We start from the raw sequence: 24,484 nt of genomic DNA on the forward strand, positions 1-24,484 counted from the left end.
TAATCCCGCCTTACTTAAACTGTTTGAGGAAACGTAGATCGTTTTCAAAGAATGCGCGCAAATCAGTTACACCGTAACGAAGCATCGTCAGACGCTCCATACCCATCCCAAAGGCAAAACCGGAATAGACGTCAGGATCGATACCGACGTTACGCAGCACATTCGGGTGTACCATGCCGCAACCCAGCACTTCCAACCATTTGCCGTTCTTACCCATCACATCCACCTCTGCGGACGGTTCGGTAAACGGAAAGTAAGAAGGACGGAAACGAACCTGTAAATCCTCCTCAAAGAAGTTACGCAGAAAATCGTGCAGCGTTCCTTTCAGATTGGTAAAGCTGATATTTTTATCAACAATTAGGCCCTCCATCTGATGGAACATTGGCGTGTGCGTCTGATCGTAATCGTTACGGTATACGCGGCCCGGCGCAATAATACGAATAGGCGGCTGCTGGTTTTCCATCGTACGGATTTGCACCCCGGAGGTTTGCGTTCGCAGCAAGCGTTTCGCATCGAACCAGAAAGTATCGTGTTCGGCGCGGGCAGGATGATGTCCCGGAATATTCAACGCATCGAAGTTATGATAGTCATCTTCGATTTCCGGCCCAGTCGCAACCGAAAAACCCAGCTCGGCAAAGAACGTTTCAATACGGTCGATGGTACGGGTTACCGGATGCAAACCGCCGTTTTCAATGGTACGGCCGGGCAACGATACATCGATTGTCTCTTCCGCCAGGCGGGCGTCCAACTCCGCCGATTCCAACGCCTGTTTGCGCATATTCAACGCTACCTGTACCCCCTGCTTAGCCTGATTAATAACGGCCCCTGCCGCGGGGCGCTCTTCAGCCGGCAGCTCACGTAGCGAGGTCATCTGAAGGGTTAAGTGACCTTTTTTACCAAGATACTCAACGCGCACGTTTTCCAGCGCGGTAATATCCAGGGCCTCTTCTATAGCTGTCTTGGCTTTAGCAACCAGCTCTGCGAGATGTGGCATTGCATTCCTCTTCTTCTGCCTGTATGGACAACTGTCATGATTGGAAAATATTTACCCAATAACGCGTGTGATGTTTTTCCGCATAGTGAAATTTTGCTTATTAAACAAAAAAGCCTCCCCTGAGGGAGGCTTAGGCGCTACTTTTCGTTTCTTTTCTTACGCGCAAAGCCCCCCTGAGTTCAGGCGCTAAAGTAAAAAAAGAAACGGAAAATAGCAGTATGCATACTTGCGTAACCTTGTCGTTAATAAAATTGTTATATAAAAAGCAAAGCCGCTTTATTGAAAAATGAGTCACATTAAATGTCAACTACAACGCATCAACCCATAAATATCATCAGCCCACAAACGACAAGAGGGAGCCTGGCTCCCTCTTGTAACTGACTTATGCCAGCGCTGCTTTCGCTTTTTCAACCAGTGCGCTGAACGCGACTTTGTCGAATACGGCGATATCAGCCAGGATCTTACGGTCAATTTCAACAGAAGCTTTTTTCAAGCCATTGATGAATTTGCTGTAAGATAAGCCATTCTGACGGGCTGCTGCGTTGATACGTGCAATCCACAACTGACGGAATTGACGTTTACGTTGACGACGGTCGCGGTAAGCGTATTGACCAGCTTTGATTACTGCCTGGAAGGCAACACGATAAACGCGCGAACGGGCACCATAGTAACCTTTCGCTTGTTTCAGTATTTTTTTGTGACGTGCGCGAGCAACCACACCACGTTTTACGCGAGCCATATGCTCTCTCCTAAAGTCTTATTCTAAATTTAAAAAGGTTACTTATGCGTAAGGCAGACATGCAACGACCAGACCCAGATCTCCTTTGGAGACCATGCCTTTCGGACGAAGATGGCGTTTACGTTTAGTCGATTTTTTAGTCAGAATATGACGCAGGTTAGCATGCTTACGCTTAAAACCACCTTTGGCGGTTTTTTTGAAGCGTTTAGCGGCACCACGTACTGTTTTGATCTTTGGCATGTTAATTTCCACTTCGCATTGTTAATTACAACGAATCAGATTAAGGCGAACAAAACCCGCACAGCGCAAGCGCGGCGCGGGTTTTATTACTTGAATGCCTTACTGTTTCTTCTTAGGTGCGAGCACCATGATCATCTGACGGCCTTCAATCTTCGATGGGAAAGATTCAACCACTGCCAGTTCACTCAGATCGTCACGTACGCGGTTAAGCATTTCGATGCCAATCTGTTGGTGCGCCATTTCACGTCCGCGGAAACGCAGCGTGATTTTGGCTTTATCGCCGTCTTCCAGAAAGCGAATCAGGTTGCGTAGTTTGACCTGATAGTCGCCATCATCGGTACCAGGCCGGAATTTTATTTCCTTGACCTGAATAACTTTTTGTTTCTTTTTCTGTTCCTTTGTAGCCTTACTCTTCTCATAGAGGAACTTGCCGTAATCCATGATTCGGCAAACCGGCGGCTCGGCGTTCGGACTGATTTCAACTAAATCAACACCTGCTTCCTCGGCTTTTTCTAATGCTTCGTTCAGACTGACAATGCCAAGCTGTTCGCCTTCGACGCCTGTTAAGCGTACCTCGTTTGCGCGAATTTCTCTGTTGATGCGATTAGGACGCGCCGGTTGAACTCGTTTTCCGCCTTTAATACCTTATTCCTCCAGTTGATGAAGACTGCGACTGCGAATCTCTTGTTGCAGCTTACTGATCACTTCATTAACGTCAATGCTTCCCAGATCTTTGCCTCGGCGGGTACGGACAGCAACTTTACCTGCCTCAACCTCTTTATCACCGCAGACCAGCATATAGGGAACACGCCGTAAAGTGTGCTCGCGGATTTTAAAGCCTATCTTCTCATTTCTCAAGTCTGCTTTTACGCGAATGCCTGCTACTTGCAGTTTTCCGGTTAATTCACTGACATAATCAGACTGGCTATCGGTGATATTCATGATCACCGCTTGTACCGGCGCCAACCAGGTCGGGAAGGAGCCGGCGAATTCTTCGGTAAGAATACCGATAAAGCGCTCCATCGAACCCAAAATGGCACGGTGAATCATTACCGGCACCTGACGTTCGTTACTTTCACCCACATAAGAAGCGTTGAGGCGACCCGGTAGCGAAAAGTCGAGTTGCACCGTACCACACTGCCAAGCACGATCCAAACAATCATGTAAGGTAAATTCAATTTTGGGCCCGTAGAACGCCCCTTCACCTGGCTGATATTCAAACGGAATACCGTTTTCTTTCAATGCGGCGGCCAAATCTTCCTCGGCACGATCCCACATTTCATCGCTGCCGATACGTTTCTCAGGACGGGTAGACAGTTTCACGGCGATTTTTTCAAAACCGAAAGTACCGTACACATCATACACCATTTTGATACAACTATTTACTTCACCACGGACTTGCTCTTCCGTACAGAAAATATGCGCATCATCCTGAGTAAAGCCACGAACTCGCATCAAACCATGCAGTGAACCCGAGGGCTCATTACGATGGCAGCTACCGAACTCGGCCATCCGCAACGGCAGATCGCGATAAGATTTCAACCCCTGATTGAAAATCTGTACATGACCCGGACAGTTCATTGGCTTAATACAATATTCACGGTTTTCTGACGATGTGGTAAACATCGCTTCTTTGTAGTTGTCCCAGTGTCCGGTTTTTTCCCACAGCACACGGTCCATCATGAACGGGCCTTTAACTTCCTGATACTGATACGCTTTCAACTTCATACGGACAAACGCTTCCAGCTCACGGAAGATAGTCCAACCGTCATTGTGCCAGAACACCATACCCGGCGCTTCTTCCTGCATATGGTAAAGATCGAGCTGCTTGCCAATCTTGCGGTGATCGCGTTTGGCGGCTTCTTCAAGGCGTTGCAAATAAGAGCCAAGCTGTTTTTTATCCGCCCAGGCAGTGCCGTATATGCGTTGCAGCATTTTGTTTTTACTGTCGCCGCGCCAGTAGGCGCCGGAGGTTTTTTGCAATTTGAAATGGTGGCAAAAACGCATGTTCGGTACGTGCGGACCACGGCACATATCGACGTATTCTTCATGATGATATAAACCTGGGCGGTCATCACGACTGATGTTTTCATCCAGAATGGCGACTTTGTAAGTCTCACCGCGAGCGGCGAACGTATCGCGCGCTTCCTGCCAACTGACTTTCTTTTTAATCACGTCATAGTCAGTTTTGGCAAGCTCGTGCATTCGCTTTTCAAGCAGATCGATATCTTCCTGCGTCAGTGTGCGATCGATATCAACATCGTAATAGAAACCGTTGTCGATGACCGGACCAATCGCCATCTTGGTATCCGGCCATAATTGTTTGATGGCGTGCCCCAGCAGGTGGGCGCAAGAGTGACGAATAATCTCCAGACCGGCTTCATCTTTAGCCGTGATAATCGCCAACCGCGCATCAGTGTCGATTTTATCGCTGGCGTCTATCAATTCACCATTAACACGTCCGGCGATACAGGCTTTTGCCAGTCCGGGACCAATATCAAGGGCAACATCAAGAGGAGAAACGGCGTGGTCGTATTGACGCTCACTTCCATCAGGAAGGGTAATAACAGGCATTATAATTCCCTTATTTGCAGTGGTGACCCGCACGAAAGATCACATGCAAAAACAATTTTCTTTAATTTCAGATAATTGCCAGTCAAATCAAACCCACAATGTCAGATCGACAAGCAAATTGGTACACCAGTTCGTTCTGATGTGCACACATTCGGCCTCAAAAGGCAGCCGGGATAATATCACTAAATAATCCAAGGATAAACGCGCCGAGGCTGCCTGGAACTGCAATTCAATCATCTAAAGGCGCCCTCTCCCGGTTCGCCATATGTCGTTATCAACGCTCAGGTATGACGTTTTTGAATGCCAGCGCGACATCATCACGATCTTGGATGTGTGTCTCATCGGCCTCATCATCCTTTTCTTTACGTGTCTCTTGCGGAACCAGCATTTTCAGCAGTTCCAACTGTTGACGCTGTTGCTCAACGATTTCACGCAACAATTTGATCTGGTCATTTGCCCGAACGCTCGCGCGGTTAATGAAAAACCAAACCATCATGACCAGCACCACCACCAGCGCGATAAAAACCATTTCTAACATGTCCACATCAACTCCACTCAAACGTTCTGTCAAACAGGACAAGCAGCGAACAGCCACTCATGGCGCCTATCTTAACACTCATTGCGCCCGAAGAGTTCGATACGCTGCTGCGGTATCTCCTTTGCGCGTCAAGGCGCAATTAACACCGTCGCTGCAATAGGAGCCATAAAAAACCTGTCGCAAGGACAGGCTGACGGTGAAGCGAACCAACATCAGAATGGATACTTGTGGTAACCCATCCGCTCAGAGATATTTCTGGCGGCGGTATGTAACATCTCAGCGTATGCGCGTTTGTTTTCCTCAGAAAAACGGATCGTTGGGAATGAAATGCTCAGGCCAGCGATGACGACGCCAAAACGATCAAAAACAGGAACCGCGATGCAACGCAACCCTTCTTCCTGTTCTTCATTATCCTCACCGTATCCCAGACCACGCACCAGATCCAACTGCGCCAACAGCGCATCAGCAGTACTCAAGGTGTGCTGAGTACTGCGGGTAAACTCGATAGTCGAGAGGATTTGCTCCACCTCATCTCTGTCGCGCCAGGCAAGCAATACTTTACCGATAGCCGTACTGTGTAACGGATTACGGCGCCCAATACGCGAATACATGCGCAGGTTGTACTTCGAATCAATCTTGTGGATATAAACGATCCCATCTTCGTCCAGCGCGCCGAGGTGTATGGTTTCCCGCGTAAGGGCGGAAAGCTCGCGCATCTGTATATCCGCGCTACGGATTAAATCGACGTTCTGCAAGGCTTTCGCGCCAAGTTCAAAGAGCTTAAGCGTCAGTGAATACTTCTCTGATTCACCTTCCTGCTCCACATAGCCCAAGGATTTCATCGTCTGCAAGAAACGGTACACCGTACTTTTTGACATCATTACACGTTGAGAAAGTTCGGTAATACCAATCTCACGCTCTTCACCCAACGCCTGCAAAATACCAAAAACCTTCAAAACGGACGACACGGAATCAGGTTGTTTATCTCGATCTGCAATAGCCATTTTTGTGGTTATCCTACTCGACTTTTCTTGTTTTAAAAAAAATAGAACAATGGTTTTAGTATAATTGGAACGCGCTGATTATGGCAATGAAGCATAGGTGATAATGTGGCGCCGCGCGATGTTACTTACCGCAGCGGCAGAAGCGGAGTAGGGGTTGCATAAAAGATAAAGGCCCGAAATCGGGCCTTATTACAAAGGAGACGCCAGCAGAACCTTATTTCAGGTACGCGCCTGAACGCAACGCTTCGATACGCTTGTCCAAGGGCGGGTGTGACATAAACAACTCGCTGAACGACTTGGATTTGCCGTTGATACAGAACGCCATCATGCTGCCCTCTTCCTGTGGCTCGTAGCTGGTTTTCAAACGTTGCAGCGCGGCAATCATCTTCTCGCGTCCGACCAGTTTCGCGGAGCCCGCATCGGCGTGGAATTCACGATGGCGTGAGAACCACATGGTGATGATGCTAGCCAGTATGCCAAACACCAGTTCCAGCACGGTTGCCACCGCAAAGTAAACCAGCGGGTTACCGCTACCGCTCTCCCCCTCGTCGCGGTTACCCGACAGGAAGCCTGACGCCACCTGTGCAAGCAAACGGGAGATAAAGATAACAAAGGTATTCACCACCCCTTGAATCAACGTCATGGTAACCATATCACCATTGGAAATGTGGCTGATTTCATGCGCGATAACGGCTTCCGCCTCATCGCGGTTCATGTTTTGCAGCAAGCCCGTACTGACTGCAACCAGCGACGCGTCACGGCGTGCGCCGGTTGCAAAAGCGTTGATATCAGGGGCATGGTAAACCGCTACCTGAGGCATCGCGATACCGGCCTGCTGTGACTGCGAACGGACAGTTTCCAGCAACCAGCGCTCTGTTTCATTGCGTGGCTGTTCAATCACTTCACCACCGACAGATCGTAATGCCATCCATTTGGACATCAGCAGTGAAACAAACGCACCGCCAAAGCCAAACAGCCCAGCCATAATCATTAAGCCCTGGACACTGCTGGACTGAATTCCCGTCAGGCTGAGAACCAGCCCGAAAACCAACATCACCGCCAGGTTGGTGATCAGGAAAAGTGCAATACGCATCATAGAAGTCTGATTTCCTCTCGCAGAAAAAATAAAGTTTGCAACATCCACATCGTATGGGTTGCGGTGGCATTTTCAAGCATTCTTAACTTATCAGTTACTAAATCCACATAACTTTACATTTTTCAAAAGGAAATTTGTTTTGCGCAGCAAAAAATCCGGGGTCAAAAATGCGCTGGGACCCCATTGAACGAGAGGAAAATACAGGTTCGCGGCGCAGCTTAATAAATGCAGAAACGGCGGGATTGCCCCGCCGTGAGTCATTCAGTTTCAACCGCTCTCTGTCAACTTTGCACCTGCGCCATCTTGGTATTCAGTGAAGCTGAAGGGGCTTGATATTTCGGCGGTTTAATCCACAGCGTAATCACTAATGAAACGGCCGACATAATGATAATCGCGATAAAAGTCGCGTGAAAACCACCCAGTTGCGCCGCAATAATCGAGCCGGACAGCGCGCCAATACCAAATCCCTGATAAATCACGCCGTAATTCTTGCTGTGATTTTTCAGGCCGAAAAAGTCGCCCACGATAGCCGGGAAGACGGTGATATTGCCGCCGAAACAGAAAGCAATGACGCTTACGCAGATAAAGAACAGCACAGGGTTAAGTGGCAGAAAGGTCATAACCGACACCGCGAGGATGGTCATAGACAGCGTAAAGGTGATCACCCGCAGACGGCCGACGTTATCAGAAATCGCGCCCAGCACGATTCGTCCCACCGTATTAAATATCGCAATGGCGGAGACGGCGTTGGCAGCGGTTTCCATATTCATCCCCGCCATCTGCACACCGATGTCTTTCACGATACCGATCAGGTACAAACCGCTCATGCAAGCCGTGAAAAAAATAATGAACAGCAGATAAGATTCTTTTGTCGCCAACATCTCGCTCAGCGAGAAATCACGCGCCTGCCCGTGGGCGGATGCCGTATTCTGAACAGGCGTCGCGGCAGGTTCTTTCAGCAGCGAACTGCCCATCACCACCATCGCCATCACGATGATGCCCCAAAAGAAGAAAGCCTGAGACACGCCGACTTCATCAATCAGGAAACTATTGACATATTTGAACAGCAGGCTGCCCGTGCCGAAAGCCCCTACGGATACGCCAGCAATCAACCCTTTGCGTTCAGGGAACCATTTAATCAGGTTGGATAGCGTGGTGATGTAGGCGGTACCATCGGCAAAACCGACGATGAAGCCCATCAGAATGTAAATAAGAATGAGTGAGGAACTGGCGGCGCTGGCCATCAGACCCAGCCCCAAAATGATCCCGGCTGTCAGGGTCAGGCGGCGAAGGCCTATACGTTCCTGAAATTTCCCGGCAAACAGAGTCGCCAGGGCCAGACAGAAACTGGTGATGGAAAACGTCGTCGCCACCGAACTCAGTGACCAGCCAAATTTATCTACCAGCGGCTGATTGAACAGGCTCCAGGTGTAAATAGTACCCAGTCCCATCTGGGTAATAATCGTACCAACAACAATCAGACCCCGGTTAACAGGTTGCTCGTTCATGGCTTTTCCCCTACATCAAAAAGGTGTCCGAGGTTCTCGGAGCGCTAAAAAATATAAGCTGATGTGATGGAGAAAAGATCGCCAGAAACACGGTCAGCTTATGGGCTGAGGCCAGTATACAAGCGGGCTGACGATGTCTGTTCGAAATGGGAATGAGATGCCTGAAATGCAGAATGAAATGCCTTTAAAGACGCATCAATGACCGGAACTCTTTTACCCGACTGCGGCTGACGGGCACTTCAAAATCCAAATCGTTAAGACGCAGAATATAAGTATTGTTGAACCAGGGCACAATTTCACGGATTTTGGTCAGATTGACACAGTAAGATCGATGACAGCGAAAGAAATACTCTTCCGGCAAGCGGCCACAAAATTCAGTGATATTCATCGGCATGACGAATTCTTCACGCCGGGTATAAACCAGCGTGACCTTTTCCTGCGCGGCGGCGTAATAGATATTATTGATGTCCGTGACGATAATGCGCTCATCTTTCATCAGGTTGATGGTTGGCTGCGCACTCCGCTGGACGCTCACGCTGGCGCCCGGCTCGGCAGCGGCAGGTAACTGCCGCTGCCGCCACGTCGTTTCCAGTTTTTGCAGCATAGTGATGATGCGTGATTCATGATACGGCTTGAGAATATAGTCGAAGGCCTCCACTTCAAAGGCCTTAACCGCATGTTCCTTATAGGCTGTAATAAAGATGATATAAGGCTTGTGGACAAACTTGCTGATATTCTGCGCCAGCCAGACACCATCCAGCGACGGAATATTGATATCCAGAAAGAGGGCATCCACTTCGTTGTGCTGTAGATATTTCAACACATCCAGCCCGTCATCAAAGACGGCGTCAATATTGATATTACTGTGCTGTTTGATCAGATAACTCAACTCTTGCTGAGCGAGGAATTCATCCTCGACAATAATGGCTTTCATTGATGACCTCCTGACAAACCAACTGCCGAATCCGCCTCTTCTGGCCCCTTTCTCATTTCAGTAATTCCCGGTTGCTGTTTATCCGACCGCGGAATATAAAAATAGATTTCCGTTCCCGGTTCTAGACGACGAATATGTAATCCCTCGCCGTAAAGCAAACGAACCCGGTGATGTACATTCAGCAACCCGATTTTATTTCCGGGCATTTCATTGCTCGCCACCCTTTCCATCGTCTCCTGACTGATGCCCGGCCCGGTATCCTTCACCGCCACCAGCAGCCGATTGCCCTGATCTTTTACCGACAGAACGACCGTCCCCTTGCCGCGGCACGGCTGGATACCGTGCACAATGGCATTTTCCACCAGCGGCTGAATTAACAGGCTGGGAATTTTATCGATCAAATCGTCATCGATATCGTAGATAACGGTGAGTTTTGAACCAAATCGTGCCTGTTCAATCGCAATGTAGTCACGAATCTGATAGAGCTCTTTTTTGATATCAATCATCGCGTCATCATTCAGCTCAAGGTTGTAACGCAAATAGCGCGACAAATTGATCACCAGTTGCCGAGCGGTATCGGGATTAATACGAATAGAGGAGGAAATCGCGTTCAAGGCGTTAAAAAGAAAATGGGGATTGATTTTACTCTGCAAGGCGCGCAACTCTGCTTTATTGGCCATATCACGCAACTGTTCCGTGCGGGATACTTCAATCTGCGTTGACATAATCTGCGATAATCCTACGGCCATGACCCGCAATGAATAAGTAATTTTATGGGCATGACAATAATAGATTTTCAGCGTACCTGTCACCTGCCCTTGTTCCCTGAGAGGGATAATAATCATTGAATGAATCTGCGGCGTCAGATGTTGCTCATCATTATTTTTGATAATAATCTTGCCATCTTTAATCGCCTGCTGCGTCATCGGACTGATAATATCGTGAGCAATACGATATTTTTCTTCTCCGATGCCAACATAAGCCAGAATATGCTGTGTATTGGTAATCGCCACCGCATCCGCTTTAATTTCCGTTCGAATGATATTGCAGATAGACCCCAGGGAATCATTATTGATATTACGAAAATAAGGCAGGGTTTTATGGGCGATATCCAACGCAAGTTTAGCCTGTCTGGCGGCGATCATTTCTTTTTCATTAGCAACGCTCTGCACCAACAGTACAATCAGACCGATACAGACGGAGCCTAAAATCATCGGCGCCGCAATTTTGGAAACAATGTCCAACCCCAGTTCAATAGGCGTGGCCCAGGCTACCACCAACAGCATCGTAAGAGACTCGCACAGCATGCCCCCCAGAATACCGATTCTCCACTGCTGCTCTTTTTTTATCTTCTTATTGATATAGCCGGAAATCACACCGGCAATAATGCTGGTAATCAAACAGGGAACAGAAGTAATACCATCAATATCAATCAGATACCGATGAACACCCGCAATCACCCCGGTCGCAATTCCTACCCACGGCCCGAACAGGATACCGCCGGACATCACCGCAATGACACGCACATTAACCAGCGAACCTTCAACATTGATTCCCGAATAAGTACCAAACAGGGCAAACAAGGAAAAAATAGTCGTTACCGTGACACGCTCTCTGGGAGAGTACTGTTCTTTTTGCAATAACTGGCGAAACTGCTGGGTGCGGGTGAGGAAAAACAGGCAGATCAGCATCAGCGCCGCACGATCAAATACCGCGAGTAGCATCTCAAATATTTCGTGCACAGGGAATTCCGGGAAGCAGGCAACAAGAAATTCACTATAGAAAAAATGTGATCCACATTCCACTTTTTAGTGGAACCCCCTGCCCCTAAACAATAAATCCATCATGCCGATCGCCACTCGGCGGGAATATCGAGTTTCAACAACCGGGTGAAATCGTCCGCTGGCATCGGATGACCGAACAAATATCCCTGTGCTTCTTCACAGCCTTTTCTTCTCAAGCGTTCACACTGCTCCTGTGTTTCGACGCCTTCCGCGATGACCCCCAGACAGAAACTATTACCGAGATAAAGTATCGCCCGAACTATCGCCGCGTCTGAAGGAGATTCACACATGTTACGCACGAATGACTGATCAATCTTGAGTCGCGTCACCGGATAGTTTTTCAACATACTCAGCGAAGCGTAACCTGTCCCATAGTCATCAAATGCAATCCCGATGCCCGCATCACGAAGCGCATTTAATGGCTGCAACATATTTTCGTCATATCGCAGAATAATATTTTCGGTGATCTCCAGTTCAAGCGCGCCGGGTTGCAACCCCGTTTGCGTCAGCACATCCATAATTTTCTGCGCCAGCATCCCCGAGCGGAACTGCGCGCTAAACAGATTAATGCTGATACGGAAATTTTTAGCGCCCGCATTACGCCAGCGGGCAGCTTGTTCGCAGGCGGTTTTAACGATCCAGTCGCCAATACGTTCAGCCCACGGCCCCTGCTCCAATGCTGCAATAAACGCCCCCGGGCCCAGCAATCCCTTGAGCGGATGGCGCCAGCGCAGCAGTGCTTCCGCCCCTACGATCTCGTTGCTCTTCAAATTTACCTGCGGTTGATAGAACATCTCAAATTCGCATTGCTCATACGCCCGCCCAAACTCCAGTTGGAAAGCGTGTCTTGCCTGAAAAATTTCACGGAGTTCGCGGGTAAAAAACCGATAACAATTTCGCCCTTCCGACTTGGCCTGATAAAGCGCCAAATCTACACTGGTTAGCAGTTCCTGAGTCGTGGTGCCATGTTCGGGTGACAGCACCATCCCAATACTGGCGCTGATATTAATTTGGTGATCGCCAATAATCATGGGTTGCGAAATCTCATGGATAATCTTTTTCGCGATGCCGGACACAACATGCCGATCATTCATCCCTGAGAACAATAAGGCAAATTCATCGCCTCCCATACGCGCAATCAGAGCGCTGAACCGCACGAGAGACTGAATCTTTTTCGCCACATTAACCAGAATTTGATCGCCACTGGCATGGCCCAGGCTGTCATTTACATCCTTGAAGCCGTCCAAATCGACCATCATTATGCAGGCGGCAGAATCACTTTTCAGCGTGTGCCCCAGAGTGGCAGTCAGCAGCGTGCGGTTAGCCAACCCGGTGAGCGGGTCCATATTTGCCAGTAGATGCAGACGTTCTTCATTACGTCTGCGCTCCGTGACATCGCGCAGGATCACGCTGTAACTGACCGTGGCATTATCTTCCCACATGAAAAGCGACAGTTCGGCGGGCACTATACTACCGCTTTGCGTTCTGACGCTCATTTCATGCACGACGCCGTTGGCTAACGCTTCCCGATCGGCAATCAGCCGGGTTAACCGGACAATAAAAGGCTCGGATACGATGGTATTAATGTTTAACCCCGTCATTTCATCGCCGCTATATTCGAGCATCTTCTGGGCAGCGGCATTACAATAGGTAATAATGCCTTTCTCATCCATGCACATGATGCCGTCAGGCGAGGTGTCGGCGATATTTTCAAACCGAATCTGACTGGCCTTGCGCGCCAAATCCAATCGCCGCATTTCCAGCTTATCCATCACCATCGCCGCCAAATCTTGCAGGCAATGTTCATCTCTGGCACTGAAAGTATTACGGGGATTAACGTCAACAATGCAGAGCGTACCAATCGCATGGCCCGACGGCGCTCTGAGTGGAATTCCCGCATAAAAGCGAATATGGGGAATGTCAGTTACTAACGGATTGCACTTAAAGCGGGGATCTTTGCGGGTGTCGGGAACCACCATAATTTTCTTTTTCAGGATCGTGTGGGCGCAAAAAGAGACGTCTCTTGGTATATCACAAAAAGACATTCCCATGCCGGCAGCAAATAATTGTCGTTCCGACTCCACCAGAGAAATGCAGACAATAGGCACGTTGAAAACGTTTGCCGTCATTTTAATCAGCTCGTTAAAACCACTATCAACTAAAAAACTCTTAACACCATATTCATGAAGAGCGGCAAGACGACCAGCTTCATCTTTGCCTATTGGGGCTCGGCTCATAGGTTCCCCCCTAAAGTATCTATCATCTTAGTTTTCTGAATAAAAACTTAAGTAACAAATACAATTCGTTGCTGCAACGGTAGAGCGACGAAAAGTAAACCAACGTTGGCAAATAGAAGAACAAGCAAAAAATCCATTTTCAGAACACTAAATCTCAGCTGATAAGTCATTATGGCAAACGATCCCGAATCTATCATTCCTTAGCAACTATAATAGTAACACTCTCGGAATATTAAGATCCTTTGTTAGACGATTGTTCAATGACGATATAAAGCACCATTAAGCATGTTGATAAAGCGTTAATTTGAAGGTGGTGTTGTCTGCACACTTGGAATACAAATTTTTTGCATGCTACCGAAATTGGCCGGATATTGACCGGAGGCAAGTATTCTTGATCGGTTCTCGCGAAGCTCATCGCTGGAAAACATGCTGAATTATGTATCTTTTTTGCAGATAGAATGGAATGAGCGCGACTCATGGAAATTCCAGCGGAATCGCGCATTTCTCCTTTAAAGGATCAGGCAGGGAAATAGCTTATCGAATGTTCAGGCGCATCATTTTTTGCCTTGATAATTAAATCCCAATTGCCTGTATACGGGACCGTTAAATAAATCTCATTTTCTGCACTGATGTTAATAGAGTCTGGAGTAGCGGTCCGATTTTCAGCATTTATCGTTTTATTACAACTAACCATTTGAATTTCAAATGTATTATCACAACGAACAATCACTGTATCACCGCCAAAAAGACTCAAACAGGTGCGAATTACAGACATACATCCTCCGCAGCATACCGCGAGTAACATGCATTTATAAAATAGATCCACCAGAGTGATTTCCCACCATGGAATGCTATAAAAACAAAATGCATACCGCACTATTATGATGTAGATCAAAATAAATCCGCGTTTTTAATAGAACCGCAATGTAATAAGAGCAAGCCATGAAGCTCATCATTTCATAAGGTCTGTTGATAATGCTGAATTGCCATGACAAGTAACGGAATAAATAAGCAGGGTAAGTTTTTTCCAGCATAAAATAAGGTGAAATTCGCTAAATAGTATTTTTACCCACCCTATCCTCACTTTTATACTAATCTTAGTTCTGCCGGAGGGTGAGAACGCGACCCCATGCTGTGCGCTTAAAATCATCACTTAAATTTCAGAGGCCAATATGCTTTGGTTCGAAGAAGGTCTTTATCTGAGAATAAAGGAGTTGGAGAATGGCCCTACCCCTTTGCCACTCAAAAGCGGTTTTAATTCTGAAACCGCCTACCGCGCGATTGGAATATTCAATCCATCTGAAACGTCAGACGCTTATTACATCCTGTCCAATGACAGAGATGAAATTTGGTTCATCTGCAACAGGCACCTAAGAACCGTAGCCCTATCGCCTCTCCCTGCTGATTTCAGACGATCGCTGGCTTCATTCTCCGCAAAAACATGACCGCATTCTTTGAATAGATATCATGTAGTCCCTGCTTTTTTATCCGGCGTAACGGCGTCTGTCATATCCGCAAGCATGGCCTGCAACTGCTCAGGATTGGCATTCGCCGCCTATTCGAGTGGTGACGCGGCGCTGCTGCTGGTTGTTGAACCGACATCTGACGGTGAGGCGGGAAGATTGGCGGCTGCGGTTGCTTCCGCCAACTTTTCTCCTGCCAGTTTCTTAAGTTCCTCGGCTGTGGGTTGCTGTTGCACCTGTGGTGTCATTGTCTGAGTGGTCGGTTGTGCGGTCTCAACCTGTTGTTCAGTAGTTACGTCCAGCGTCGACGTATTGGTATCGCCCTTGTTTTCCTGCTGCGTGAATGGGTTGGTTTCCGCTGCCAGATCGCCAGCGTTCGCACTCGTATCTGCGCCGGGCGTATCGGAAACCTCCACGTCACCGATGCTATCCAGCAATGCTTCCAGTTCTTCCGGGGTTTCGTTACCTGTTAAATTCTCAATATCGATGCTCACGTTATGACTCCTGCACGTCTATTTGTCGGATAGATCCGAAAGGATTGAGGCGTATCGCTGCCCATGCGAATAAGCGCACTGTTGCCAAAGCGCTTATCGGCGCAAACAAAAACGCCCACCATAATTGGCGGGCGCTGATTTTGTGGTATAAAAAAACCGGAGCAGCTTTTAAGGCATACTCCGGTATCTTTGGGGAATTTAGCGCGTATTTATTGTTAGCGCAAGACGCAAGAATAAAAGCTTGTTATCTCGATAAAGTAATCATAAATGCGTTATATCCATAGCTAGCGTCTTCAGTAATATTCTGTATGGCTAGCTCATTATTTTCTTTTATCTTATTAGCTTTTTCCAGTTCAGGGCGAGCATCCCAACGGGTAGCGCTATCCGGCCTATAACCAGGACTCAACCAATGCCCCCCTTCCACAATCCACACAAATTTATTTCGTTTAGTCGCTTCAGCGCAAACTTCTTTAGCTGCTTTAGGCGTCAACGCCATTACACTGTCGCCTCTCAATTTAAAGAAGTCATTCCCATTGTCATAGATTATTTTTTTGTTAAAACTCATTATTTGTTCTCCCATCTAATTCTGGAATCATCAATCCAATCCGGGTTCCCGCTCCGCCGCCTCTACCGGATGATTTTTCAACCCATTAGCTGCAGGGGTAGCAGCCTCTGTCCTAGTTTCCTTTGCGTTTGCTACATTAACCGCGACGCCATTGGGCATTCTGGGCTACGGACTGATCATGGCGCTGACCAGTATTTTTATTGATGAAGAGTTTGTGAAAAAATTTAACAGTTTGATATTTTCATAACTGTTGGAATGAAAAATCCCGTATTCATGATGCGGGATTTTTCTTAGTAATGAGGCAGAAAAAATAAATCACACTTAGTGGAATCGCAAGGAAAAAGCAAAAGCCATAATAAATAACGTATAGCCCATTCTTGCCAATCGTTTCTATAAATAAACCTCGGCGCCAAAATTCCCGTGATGTGAAACGCAAGGCCGCTTTTTCAATCACATTTATTCCAAACGGAAATAAGAGTGCGCTTAAAGTTGATAAAATAGTTACATGACACAAGAGATCAGGATCAAGCCCCTGTTTGTAGCAGACGAAACCAAAAATGGCCACCATACCAATACCAATAAAAAAATTCTTCATATAATACTTCTTATCTATCCCTAGCATCACATTCTCCCATATAACATAGACACAAATAGAGCATAGCGAAATCAAGCCGTTCGTAACAACAGAAGCGCAGCGATGCCGTTTCTTCCCGCACACTTACAATGCGATTCAGTGCGGCCAGAGATAAAACAGGGATTATCTGGGAGAACGGCACACTACCGACATTTCACGAACAACGTTTATCAGAACGGATTTACCGCGAACAAGGTGATGTCGATACCCGCCGATTGCTGGGGCATAAATCGCAGCATCAGACCGATGTGTACAACGACGATCGAGGTAAAGATTGGTTAACAATTCAGGTGAAGAGAGACGAAAACAGAGAGACAGGATTGATGATTCTTTGGTCTATTTTCCTAAACCATTTTCCTAAAGGTAAATAGCCATGTTAAAAATCAGCGAAAGCCAAACGCCTTCGCCGATCAATTCGAAAACAATAAAATTACATGTTATCGATGATGTCCTGCGCAAACTCGCTACATTTCCGCAGCTTAGCGCCATCCATCAGACGTTCGAAATCGTAGGTCACGGTCTTGTTCTTGATAGCACCCTCCATTCCTTTAACAATCAGGTCGGCGGCTTCGAACCATTGCATGTGACGCAGCATCATTTCGGCAGACAGAATGACTGAACCTGGGTTCACCTTGTCCTGACCTGCATACTTCGGCGCTGTACCATGAGTCGCTTCAAACAGCGCGCAATCGTCACCAATGTTGGCACCCGGCGCGATACCGATACCGCCAACCTGTGCCGCCAGCGCATCGGAAATGTAATCACCATTCAGGTTCATACAGGCAATAACATCATATTCAGCAGGACGTAGCAGGATTTGCTGCAAGAATGCATCGGCAATCACATCTTTCACGATAATCTCTTTGCCGGTGTCAGGATTTTTGATTTTAACCCACGGGCCGCCATCAATCAGTTCCCCGCCGAACTCTTCGCGCGCCAACTGGTAACCCCAGTCTTTAAACGCCCCTTCGGTGAATTTCATGATGTTGCCTTTATGCACCAGCGTAAGGGAGTCACGATCGTTGACGAGCGCATATTCAATTGCAGCGCGAACCAGGCGTTTCGTTCCTTCTTCGGAACACGGTTTAATACCGATACCACATTGTTCAGGGAAACGAATTTTATTAACGCCCATTTCTTCACGCAGGAATTTGATTACTTTGTCAGCTTCCGCTGAACCCGCTTTCCATTCAATCCCCGCATAAATATCTTCCGCGTTTTCACGGAAGATCACCATATCGGTCAGTTCAGGGTGTTTTACCGGACTAGGCGTACCTTCATAGTAACGAATCGGACGCAGGCAAACATACAGGTCCAACTGTTGACGCAACGCAACGTTCAGAGAACGGATGCCGCCGCCTACGGGTGTCGTCAGCGGGCCTTTAATCGCCACACGGTATTCCCGAATCAGCTCAAGCGTTTCTTCGGGCAACCAAACGTCTTTACCGTAGATTTGCGTGGATTTTTCACCGGTATAAATTTCCATCCAGGAAATAGCCCGCTGGCCCTGATAGGCTTTTTCCACCGCCGCGTTGACGACATTGATCATCGCCGGCGTTACATCAACGCCAATACCGTCCCCTTCAATAAACGGAATTACCGGATTATTGGGGACAACCAGTTTACCCTGGACATTTAGCGTTATCTTTTGCCCCTCAGCCGGTACAACTACTTTGCTTTCCATTAACCTCTCCTTCGAGCGCAATTTTGTTAATGACTTGTAAGATGCGTGTCAATACTACTTGAATATTCAGCCCGCGCCAATCGCAGACCATTTCGAGTATAATGCTTTTGTTATCCGCGGCTATAAAGATGATGAATAAATTCTCTGTTAAAAATCACAAACTTAAACGATTCAGCTCACAGACGCCAAGAAAAAGACGTCCAATTCGCGCCCCCCGGCGCGTCGTGCTGTTCAATAAACCTTTTGACGTCTTGCCGCAGTTCACCGATGAAGCGGGCCGCAAGACGCTGAAGGACTATATTCCGCACGGTGAAATCTATGCCGCCGGCCGTCTGGATCGGGACAGTGAAGGGCTGATGATCCTGACCAATGACGGTAAGTTGCAAGCCAGACTCACCCAGCCGTCGCAAAAAACCGCAAAAATCTATTATGTACAGGTTGAAGGTATCCCGGATGATAGCGCGCTGGCTCAGTTCCATCGCGGGCTTGAGCTGAAAGATGGAAAAACGCTGCCGGCCGGCGCCGAGATTGTGGAAGAACCGGCATGGTTGTGGGCGCGGGTTCCGCCGATTCGCGAGCGAAAAAGCATTCCCGAGTGCTGGCTGAAAATCACCCTGTATGAAGGGCGCAACCGGCAGGTTCGCCGCATGACGGCGCATATCGGCTATCCTACGCTGCGTCTGATTCGCTACGGCATGGCCAATCAGACAGTGGAAAATTTATCACCCGGAGAATGGAAGGAAATTACTGATGTTTAAACCTCATGTTACGGTTGCCAGCGTTGTTCAGGCCGAGAACCATTTTCTGGTTGTGGAAGAGTTGATTAACGATAAATTACTGTGGAACCAGCCTGCGGGACATCTGGAAGCCGATGAAACGCTGATTCAGGCGGCGAGCCGGGAACTGTGGGAGGAAACCGGAATTCAGGCCAAGCCGCAGAGCTTTCTGCGATTGCACCAGTGGATTGCGCCGGATCGGACGCCGTTCCTGCGCTTTTGCTTTGTCCTCGATCTCCCGCTGCGGGCCGAAACCCAGCCCCACGACAGCGATATCGTGTGTTGCCGCTGGTTAACGGCAGACGAAATCCTTCATTCCAATCAACTCCGTTCACCGCTGGTTGCGGAAAGCATTCGCTGCTATCAACAGCCAGCACGCTATCCTTTAACCTTACTGCAAGCTTTCAACTGGCCTTTTTCACCGCCAGAGCATCAGGAATAGCGATGCAGCCCCCGGCGCAACATGATAAAATGCGCCGCTTGTTTTTCGCTTTGATGTCACACCAATAGATTTCAAGTCGCAGCAAGGCGGCACCGAGTAACAAAGCCAATGCATCTGCAACTTGACAATCGACGGGTATATGTATTTCAGTTCGTGAGACCTCCATGTCAGATAACAGCCAGAAAAAAGTGATTGTTGGTATGTCCGGCGGAGTTGATTCCTCCGTTTCCGCTTACCTGTTACAGCAACAGGGCTATCGTGTTGAAGGCCTGTTCATGAAGAACTGGGAAGAGGATGACGACACGGAGTATTGCTCCGCGGCAGCCGACCTTGCCGACGCGCAAGCCGTTTGCGACAAACTGGGTATTGCGCTGCATACCGTCAACTTTGCCGCCGAATACTGGGACAATGTGTTTGAGCTGTTCCTGGCGGAATATAAGGCTGGCCGCACTCCCAATCCTGACATTCTGTGCAACAAAGAGATCAAATTCAAAGCGTTCCTTGAATTCGCCGCCGAAGATCTCGGGGCCGATTACATTGCAACCGGTCACTACGTCCGCCGTCAGGACGTTAACGGCAAAAGCCGTTTACTGCGCGGCATGGACGGCAATAAAGATCAAAGCTATTTCCTGTATACGCTGAGCCACGAGCAAATCGCCCAAAGCTTGTTCCCGGTTGGGGAACTGGAAAAACCTGAAGTCCGCCGCATTGCTGAACAACTGGAACTGGCGACGGCCAGGAAAAAAGATTCCACAGGGATTTGTTTCATCGGCGAACGTAAATTCACGGATTTTCTGGCGCGTTACCTGCCTGCCCAGCCGGGCCAGATAGTCTCCGTCGATGATGGCAAACCCATGGGGCAACATCAGGGGCTGATGTACCACACGCTGGGACAGCGTAAGGGACTTGGCATCGGCGGCGTCAAAGACGGCGGCGAAGATCCGTGGTATGTGGTAGACAAAGACGTCGCCAATAATATTCTGTATGTCGCGCAGGGGCATGAGCACCCTCGTCTGATGTCGTGCGGGTTAATCGCTCAGCAGTTGCACTGGGTTGACCGTCAGCCGCTGACCTCGGAATTACGCTGCGTGGTCAAAACCCGCTACCGTCAGGCCGATATCCCCTGCACCGTCATCCCGCTCGACACAGACCGCATCTCGGTTCGTTTTGATCAGCCGGTCGCCGCGGTCACCCCAGGCCAATCCGCCGTCTTCTATCTGGGCGATGTCTGCCTCGGCGGAGGCATTATCGAAGAACGCTTACAGGAGTGATCGTGGCGAAAAACTATCATGATATTACCCTGGCGCTGGCGGGCATCTGCCAGTCGGCTTATCTGGTGCAGCAGTTGGCGCACACCGGCAATTGCGACAACAATGTTCTGCACACCTCGCTGAACAGCATTTTGGTGGTCAACCCGATCTCCACGCTGTCGGTTTATGGGGAGGCGGAAACAAATCTGAAAACCGGACTGGAAACCTTGCTCGGCATCCTGAACACCAACAGCAAAGGGCCGGGAGCCGAGCTGTCGCGCTACGCTTTCAGCCTGATTGCTCTGGAGCGCAAACTGAACGCCAAACCCGCTTCGCTGGACGAGCTGGGTAAACGTATCGGGCAGTTGGAGCGCCAGTTGGAGCATTTTGAACTGCTCTCTGATACGATCGTCGGCTCATTGGCCGCTATTTATGTTGATGTGATCAGTGCGCTCGGCCCGCGAATTCAGGTAGTGGGTTCGCCGGATATCCTGAAAAACAGTCAGGTTCAGGCCAGGGTACGCGCGGTATTGCTGGCGGGTATTCGTTCCGCCGTGCTGTGGCAGCAGATTGGCGGCGGGCGTCTGCAACTGATGTTTTCCCGCAGCCATCTGGTTAAAGAAGCCAAACAGATACTGGCGCGTTGCTGATAAGCGATGAGTCGTTAACCGTCTTTTATATTTTTATGAAAACCACTTTCAGGAGTTGCTTGCGATGGAATTATCCTCACTGACCGCCGTTTCCCCCATCGATGGACGCTACGGCGATAAAGTCAGCACGTTACGCACGATTTTCAGCGAATTCGGTCTGCTGAAGTTTCGCGTACAGGTTGAAGTACGTTGGCTGCAAAAACTGGCGGCCTGTGCAGAGATCCAGGAAGTTCCTGCTTTTGACCGTGACGCAAACGCTTTCCTCGACCAGATTGTCGCCGAATTCAGCGTGCAGGATGCCGAACGCATCAAAACCATTGAGCGCACCACCAACCATGACGTCAAAGCCGTTGAGTACTTCCTGAAAGAAAAAGTGGCGGCGGTGCCCGCGCTGCATGCCGTTACTGAATTCATCCACTTCGCCTGTACCTCCGAAGACATCAACAACCTGTCTCACGCGTTGATGCTGGATACGGCCCGCCGCGAGGTGATCCTACCGCACTGGCGCAAAATTATCGACGCGCTGACCGATCTGGCTCACCAATACCGTGATATTCCGCTGCTCTCACGCACGCACGGCCAGCCGGCCACGCCGTCCACCATCGGCAAAGAGTTCGTCAACGTGGTTTACCGCATGGAGCGCCAGTATCGTCAGCTTCAGCAGATTGAGAGTCTGGGTAAAATCAACGGCGCCGTCGGAAACTATAACGCCCATATCGCCGCCTACCCGGAAGTTGACTGGCATCAGTTCAGCGAAAATTTCGTCACTTCGCTGGGCATTACCTGGAACCCCTACACCACGCAAATCGAACCGCATGATTACATCGCCGAACTGTTCGATTGCATCGCGCGCTTTAATACCATCCTGATCGACTTTGACCGTGATATCTGGGGTTACATCGCCCTGAATCATTTCAAACAAAAAACCATCGCGGGTGAAATCGGGTCCTCCACCATGCCCCACAAAGTGAATCCGATCGATTTTGAAAACTCCGAAGGCAACCTGGGGCTGGCGAATGCCGTGTTGGGCCATCTGGCCGGTAAACTGCCGGTTTCCCGCTGGCAGCGCGATCTGACCGACTCTACCGTCCTGCGTAATCTGGGCGTTGGCGTGGGCTATGCGCTGATTGCTTATCAGGCGACCTTGAAAGGTATCAGCAAACTGGAAGTGAACCGCGACCGCCTCGCTGAAGAACTGGATCACAACTGGGAAGTGCTGGCCGAGCCGATTCAGACCGTGATGCGTCGCTACGGTATTGAAAAACCCTATGAGAAGCTTAAAGAGCTGACCCGCGGCAAACGCGTTGACGCGGCTGGCATTCAGGCGTTTATTGACGGTCTGGCGCTGCCGGAAACAGAGAAAACCCGGTTGAAGGCCTTGACCCCGGCCAACTATCTGGGCCGGGCAGTCAAAATGGTTGACGATCTGAAATAATCCCTTGTCTCTCTTCAGGCGGGCTTCGTGTCCGCCTGTTGTGGTTCGACTATCCCCGCCCTTTTCTACGTGTTTATCCCTGTTTAATTCGCCATGTGGATAATTTGACGGATTAAAAATAAATGAAGCCAGCTTTTACCGCCAGCCTCCCGGTCAAAATGAGATAGGAAAGTCACTACAGCCGCCCGCGCTTCCGCTATAATTTCTTCTAACTTCTTGTTTCCTGGAAAAGAGAGTATGGACTATCAGCTCAATCTTGACTGGCCGGATTTTTTGGCACGTTACTGGCAAAAACGCCCGGTTATTATTAAAGGCGGTTTTAATCACTTTATCGATCCGATTTCCCCTGACGAGCTTGCGGGCTTGTCCCTGGAGAATGAAGTCGACAGCCGTCTGGTGAGCCACATTAATGGCCGTTGGAAGGTCAGCCACGGTCCCTTTGAAAGTTTTGACCATCTGGGTGAAACCAACTGGTCACTGCTGGTTCAGGCCGTCGATCATTGGCATGAACCTTCCGCCGCGCTGATGCGTCCTTTCCGTCAGCTACCGGACTGGCGCACGGATGATCTGATGATCTCCTTCTCCGTTCCCGGCGGCGGTGTCGGCCCGCATCTGGATCAATATGATGTGTTCATCATTCAGGGGCTCGGACGCCGCCGCTGGCGCGTGGGCGAAAAGATTCCAATGAAGCAGCATTGTCCCCATCCTGATCTGCTACAGGTTGATCCTTTCGATGCCATCATTGATGAAGAAATGGAACCGGGTGACATTCTGTATATTCCTCCCGGTTTCCCTCATGAAGGTTATTCGCTGGAAAACGCACTCAACTATTCCGTGGGCTTTCGCGCTCCCAATGGCCGTGAGCTGGTGAGCGGCTTCGCTGATTATGTGCTTTCCCGCGAACTCGGCGGCTATCGTTACAGCGATCCGTCCATCCCCATGCGCGATCATCCGGCGCGGGTTCTGCCGCAAGAGATGGACGAACTGCAAAAAATGATGCTGGCGCTGGTTCAACAGCCGGAACATTTTCAGAACTGGTTTGGTGAATTTATTTCTCAATCCCGTCATGAGCTTGATCTCGCGCCACCGGCCCCCCCCTATCTGGCGGGCGAGGTCTACGATTATCTGCAACAAGGGGAGCAGTTGCGTCGTCTGGGCGGGTTGCGTGTCCTGTGCGTCGGCGACCACTGTTTTGTCAACGGCGAAAAGATCGATACGCCACACCAACAGGCGACATTCGCGCTGGCCGAGCACTACGTCATTGATGCTTCCCTGTTGGGTGAAGCGCTGGACGATCCGTCGTTCCTAGCCCAGCTTACCGTTCTGGTCAACAACGGCTACTGGTATTTCGCCGATTAAACGCCAGATATTCATCAATGTATCTCTTACCTCCCCCCCTTCGTAGGGGGAGAGGGCATGTCCATAATCTGCAATGGTTATTCC

At 49.1% G+C, this 24,484-nt stretch carries 25 protein-coding genes, 2 pseudogenes and 1 other annotated feature; of the genes and pseudogenes, 9 read left to right on the forward strand and 18 right to left on the reverse strand.

The annotated features are described in order from the left end of the window. Positions 1-10: 10 nt before the first annotated feature. The 14 genes from pheS to EH207_RS09500 form a co-directional block, all read right to left on the reverse strand. On the reverse strand, positions 11-994 hold the full coding sequence (gene pheS, locus EH207_RS09435; protein WP_137713776.1) for a phenylalanine--tRNA ligase subunit alpha: 984 nt from the start codon (positions 992-994) through the stop codon (positions 11-13). Between the two features lie 103 nt (positions 995-1,097). Next, positions 1,098-1,224, reverse strand: a sequence feature (Phe leader region). Continuing rightward, positions 1,174-1,218, reverse strand: coding sequence for a pheST operon leader peptide PheM (pheM, locus tag EH207_RS09440; RefSeq protein WP_121514181.1), 45 nt, complete (start codon positions 1,216-1,218; stop codon positions 1,174-1,176). Its footprint overlaps the feature before it by 45 nt. Before the next feature lie 152 nt (positions 1,225-1,376). Then, complete coding sequence (rplT, locus tag EH207_RS09445; protein WP_009112987.1) at positions 1,377-1,733, reverse strand: 50S ribosomal protein L20; 357 nt, start codon at positions 1,731-1,733, stop codon at positions 1,377-1,379. A gap of 42 nt (positions 1,734-1,775) precedes the next feature. Further along, positions 1,776-1,973: a 50S ribosomal protein L35 gene (gene rpmI, locus EH207_RS09450; protein WP_004235358.1), complete on the reverse strand. Its 198-nt coding sequence runs from the start codon at positions 1,971-1,973 to the stop codon at positions 1,776-1,778. A gap of 99 nt (positions 1,974-2,072) precedes the next feature. After that, positions 2,073-2,615: a translation initiation factor IF-3 gene (infC, locus tag EH207_RS09455; protein WP_137713777.1), complete on the reverse strand. Its 543-nt coding sequence runs from the start codon at positions 2,613-2,615 to the stop codon at positions 2,073-2,075. 3 nt (positions 2,616-2,618) lie between these two features. Next, complete coding sequence (gene thrS / locus EH207_RS09460; protein WP_137713778.1) at positions 2,619-4,547, reverse strand: threonine--tRNA ligase; 1,929 nt, start codon at positions 4,545-4,547, stop codon at positions 2,619-2,621. A 274-nt stretch (positions 4,548-4,821) separates the two neighbouring features. Beyond that, the gene (locus EH207_RS09465) at positions 4,822-5,076 is read right to left on the reverse strand and encodes a YebO family protein (protein ID WP_137715310.1); all 255 of its coding nucleotides are present in this window, start codon (positions 5,074-5,076) and stop codon (positions 4,822-4,824) included. A gap of 221 nt (positions 5,077-5,297) precedes the next feature. Continuing rightward, positions 5,298-6,089, reverse strand: a complete 792-nt coding sequence (kdgR, locus tag EH207_RS09470) for a DNA-binding transcriptional regulator KdgR (protein WP_137713779.1) — start codon at positions 6,087-6,089, stop codon at positions 5,298-5,300. A 214-nt stretch (positions 6,090-6,303) separates the two neighbouring features. Further along, positions 6,304-7,185 carry a protease HtpX gene (htpX, locus tag EH207_RS09475; protein WP_137713780.1) on the reverse strand — a complete coding sequence of 294 codons (882 nt, stop codon included), beginning with the start codon at positions 7,183-7,185 and terminating at the stop codon, positions 6,304-6,306. A gap of 281 nt (positions 7,186-7,466) precedes the next feature. After that, positions 7,467-8,693 (reverse strand): L-lactate MFS transporter, encoded by a 1,227-nt coding sequence (locus EH207_RS09480; protein WP_137713781.1) that lies wholly within the window; start codon positions 8,691-8,693, stop codon positions 7,467-7,469. 184 nt (positions 8,694-8,877) lie between these two features. Beyond that, positions 8,878-9,627, reverse strand: coding sequence for a LytR/AlgR family response regulator transcription factor (locus EH207_RS09485; protein WP_137713782.1), 750 nt, complete (start codon positions 9,625-9,627; stop codon positions 8,878-8,880). Beyond that, a complete protein-coding gene (locus EH207_RS09490; protein ID WP_246048867.1) occupies positions 9,624-11,369 on the reverse strand; it encodes a sensor histidine kinase in 1,746 nt (581 codons plus the stop codon). The genes EH207_RS09485 and EH207_RS09490 overlap by 4 nt, the downstream gene beginning before the upstream one ends. A 101-nt stretch (positions 11,370-11,470) precedes the next feature. Then, on the reverse strand, positions 11,471-13,648 hold the full coding sequence (locus EH207_RS09495) for a sensor domain-containing phosphodiesterase (RefSeq protein WP_137713783.1): 2,178 nt from the start codon (positions 13,646-13,648) through the stop codon (positions 11,471-11,473). Positions 13,649-14,165: 517 nt separating this feature from the next. Continuing rightward, positions 14,166-14,423, reverse strand: coding sequence for a hypothetical protein (locus EH207_RS09500; protein ID WP_137713784.1), 258 nt, complete (start codon positions 14,421-14,423; stop codon positions 14,166-14,168). Between the two features lie 397 nt (positions 14,424-14,820). On the opposite strand from EH207_RS09500, the gene EH207_RS18355 reads away from it, so the two are divergent. Further along, positions 14,821-15,093: a hypothetical protein gene (locus EH207_RS18355; protein ID WP_137713785.1), complete on the forward strand. Its 273-nt coding sequence runs from the start codon at positions 14,821-14,823 to the stop codon at positions 15,091-15,093. A gap of 110 nt (positions 15,094-15,203) precedes the next feature. Here EH207_RS18355 and EH207_RS09510 read toward each other — a convergent pair whose 3' ends face one another. Beyond that, positions 15,204-15,605: a hypothetical protein gene (locus tag EH207_RS09510; RefSeq protein ID WP_137713786.1), complete on the reverse strand. Its 402-nt coding sequence runs from the start codon at positions 15,603-15,605 to the stop codon at positions 15,204-15,206. Positions 15,606-15,849: 244 nt separating this feature from the next. Next, entirely contained in the window at positions 15,850-16,170 is a 321-nt protein-coding gene (locus EH207_RS09515; protein ID WP_246048868.1) for a colicin transporter, read from the reverse strand. Between the two features lie 142 nt (positions 16,171-16,312). Here EH207_RS09515 and EH207_RS18610 point away from each other — a divergent pair. Continuing rightward, positions 16,313-16,417: pseudogene (locus tag EH207_RS18610) on the forward strand (colicin-like pore-forming protein); the annotation flags it as partial. A 24-nt stretch (positions 16,418-16,441) separates the two neighbouring features. Here EH207_RS18610 and EH207_RS09525 read toward each other — a convergent pair. Further along, positions 16,442-16,765, reverse strand: coding sequence for a colicin E1 family microcin immunity protein (locus EH207_RS09525; RefSeq protein WP_137713787.1), 324 nt, complete (start codon positions 16,763-16,765; stop codon positions 16,442-16,444). Between the two features lie 86 nt (positions 16,766-16,851). Here EH207_RS09525 and EH207_RS09530 point away from each other — a divergent pair. Next, positions 16,852-17,100: pseudogene (locus tag EH207_RS09530) on the forward strand (site-specific integrase); the annotation flags it as partial. A 134-nt stretch (positions 17,101-17,234) separates the two neighbouring features. Here the strand turns inward: EH207_RS09530 and icd are convergent. Continuing rightward, entirely contained in the window at positions 17,235-18,488 is a 1,254-nt protein-coding gene (gene icd / locus EH207_RS09535; protein WP_137713788.1) for an NADP-dependent isocitrate dehydrogenase, read from the reverse strand. A 131-nt stretch (positions 18,489-18,619) separates the two neighbouring features. Between icd and rluE the strand changes: the two genes are divergently transcribed. The 6 genes from rluE (at position 18,620) to EH207_RS09565 (ending at position 24,400) form a co-directional block, all read left to right on the forward strand. Next, a complete protein-coding gene (gene rluE / locus EH207_RS09540; protein WP_175413728.1) occupies positions 18,620-19,246 on the forward strand; it encodes a 23S rRNA pseudouridine(2457) synthase RluE in 627 nt (208 codons plus the stop codon). Then, on the forward strand, positions 19,239-19,706 hold the full coding sequence (locus tag EH207_RS09545) for an NUDIX domain-containing protein (protein WP_137713790.1): 468 nt from the start codon (positions 19,239-19,241) through the stop codon (positions 19,704-19,706). The genes rluE and EH207_RS09545 overlap by 8 nt, the downstream gene beginning before the upstream one ends. A 164-nt stretch (positions 19,707-19,870) precedes the next feature. Next, positions 19,871-20,977, forward strand: coding sequence for a tRNA 2-thiouridine(34) synthase MnmA (gene mnmA / locus EH207_RS09550; protein ID WP_137713791.1), 1,107 nt, complete (start codon positions 19,871-19,873; stop codon positions 20,975-20,977). A 2-nt stretch (positions 20,978-20,979) separates the two neighbouring features. Beyond that, entirely contained in the window at positions 20,980-21,606 is a 627-nt protein-coding gene (hflD, locus tag EH207_RS09555) for a high frequency lysogenization protein HflD (protein ID WP_137713792.1), read from the forward strand. A gap of 64 nt (positions 21,607-21,670) precedes the next feature. Then, a complete protein-coding gene (purB, locus tag EH207_RS09560) occupies positions 21,671-23,041 on the forward strand; it encodes an adenylosuccinate lyase (RefSeq protein ID WP_137713793.1) in 1,371 nt (456 codons plus the stop codon). 237 nt (positions 23,042-23,278) lie between these two features. After that, positions 23,279-24,400: a ribosomal protein uL16 3-hydroxylase gene (locus EH207_RS09565; protein ID WP_137713794.1), complete on the forward strand. Its 1,122-nt coding sequence runs from the start codon at positions 23,279-23,281 to the stop codon at positions 24,398-24,400. The last annotated feature ends 84 nt before the right edge of the window (positions 24,401-24,484 follow it).

Origin of the sequence: Brenneria rubrifaciens, assembly GCF_005484945.1 — a bacterium.
Lineage (GTDB): Bacteria > Pseudomonadota > Gammaproteobacteria > Enterobacterales > Enterobacteriaceae > Brenneria > Brenneria rubrifaciens.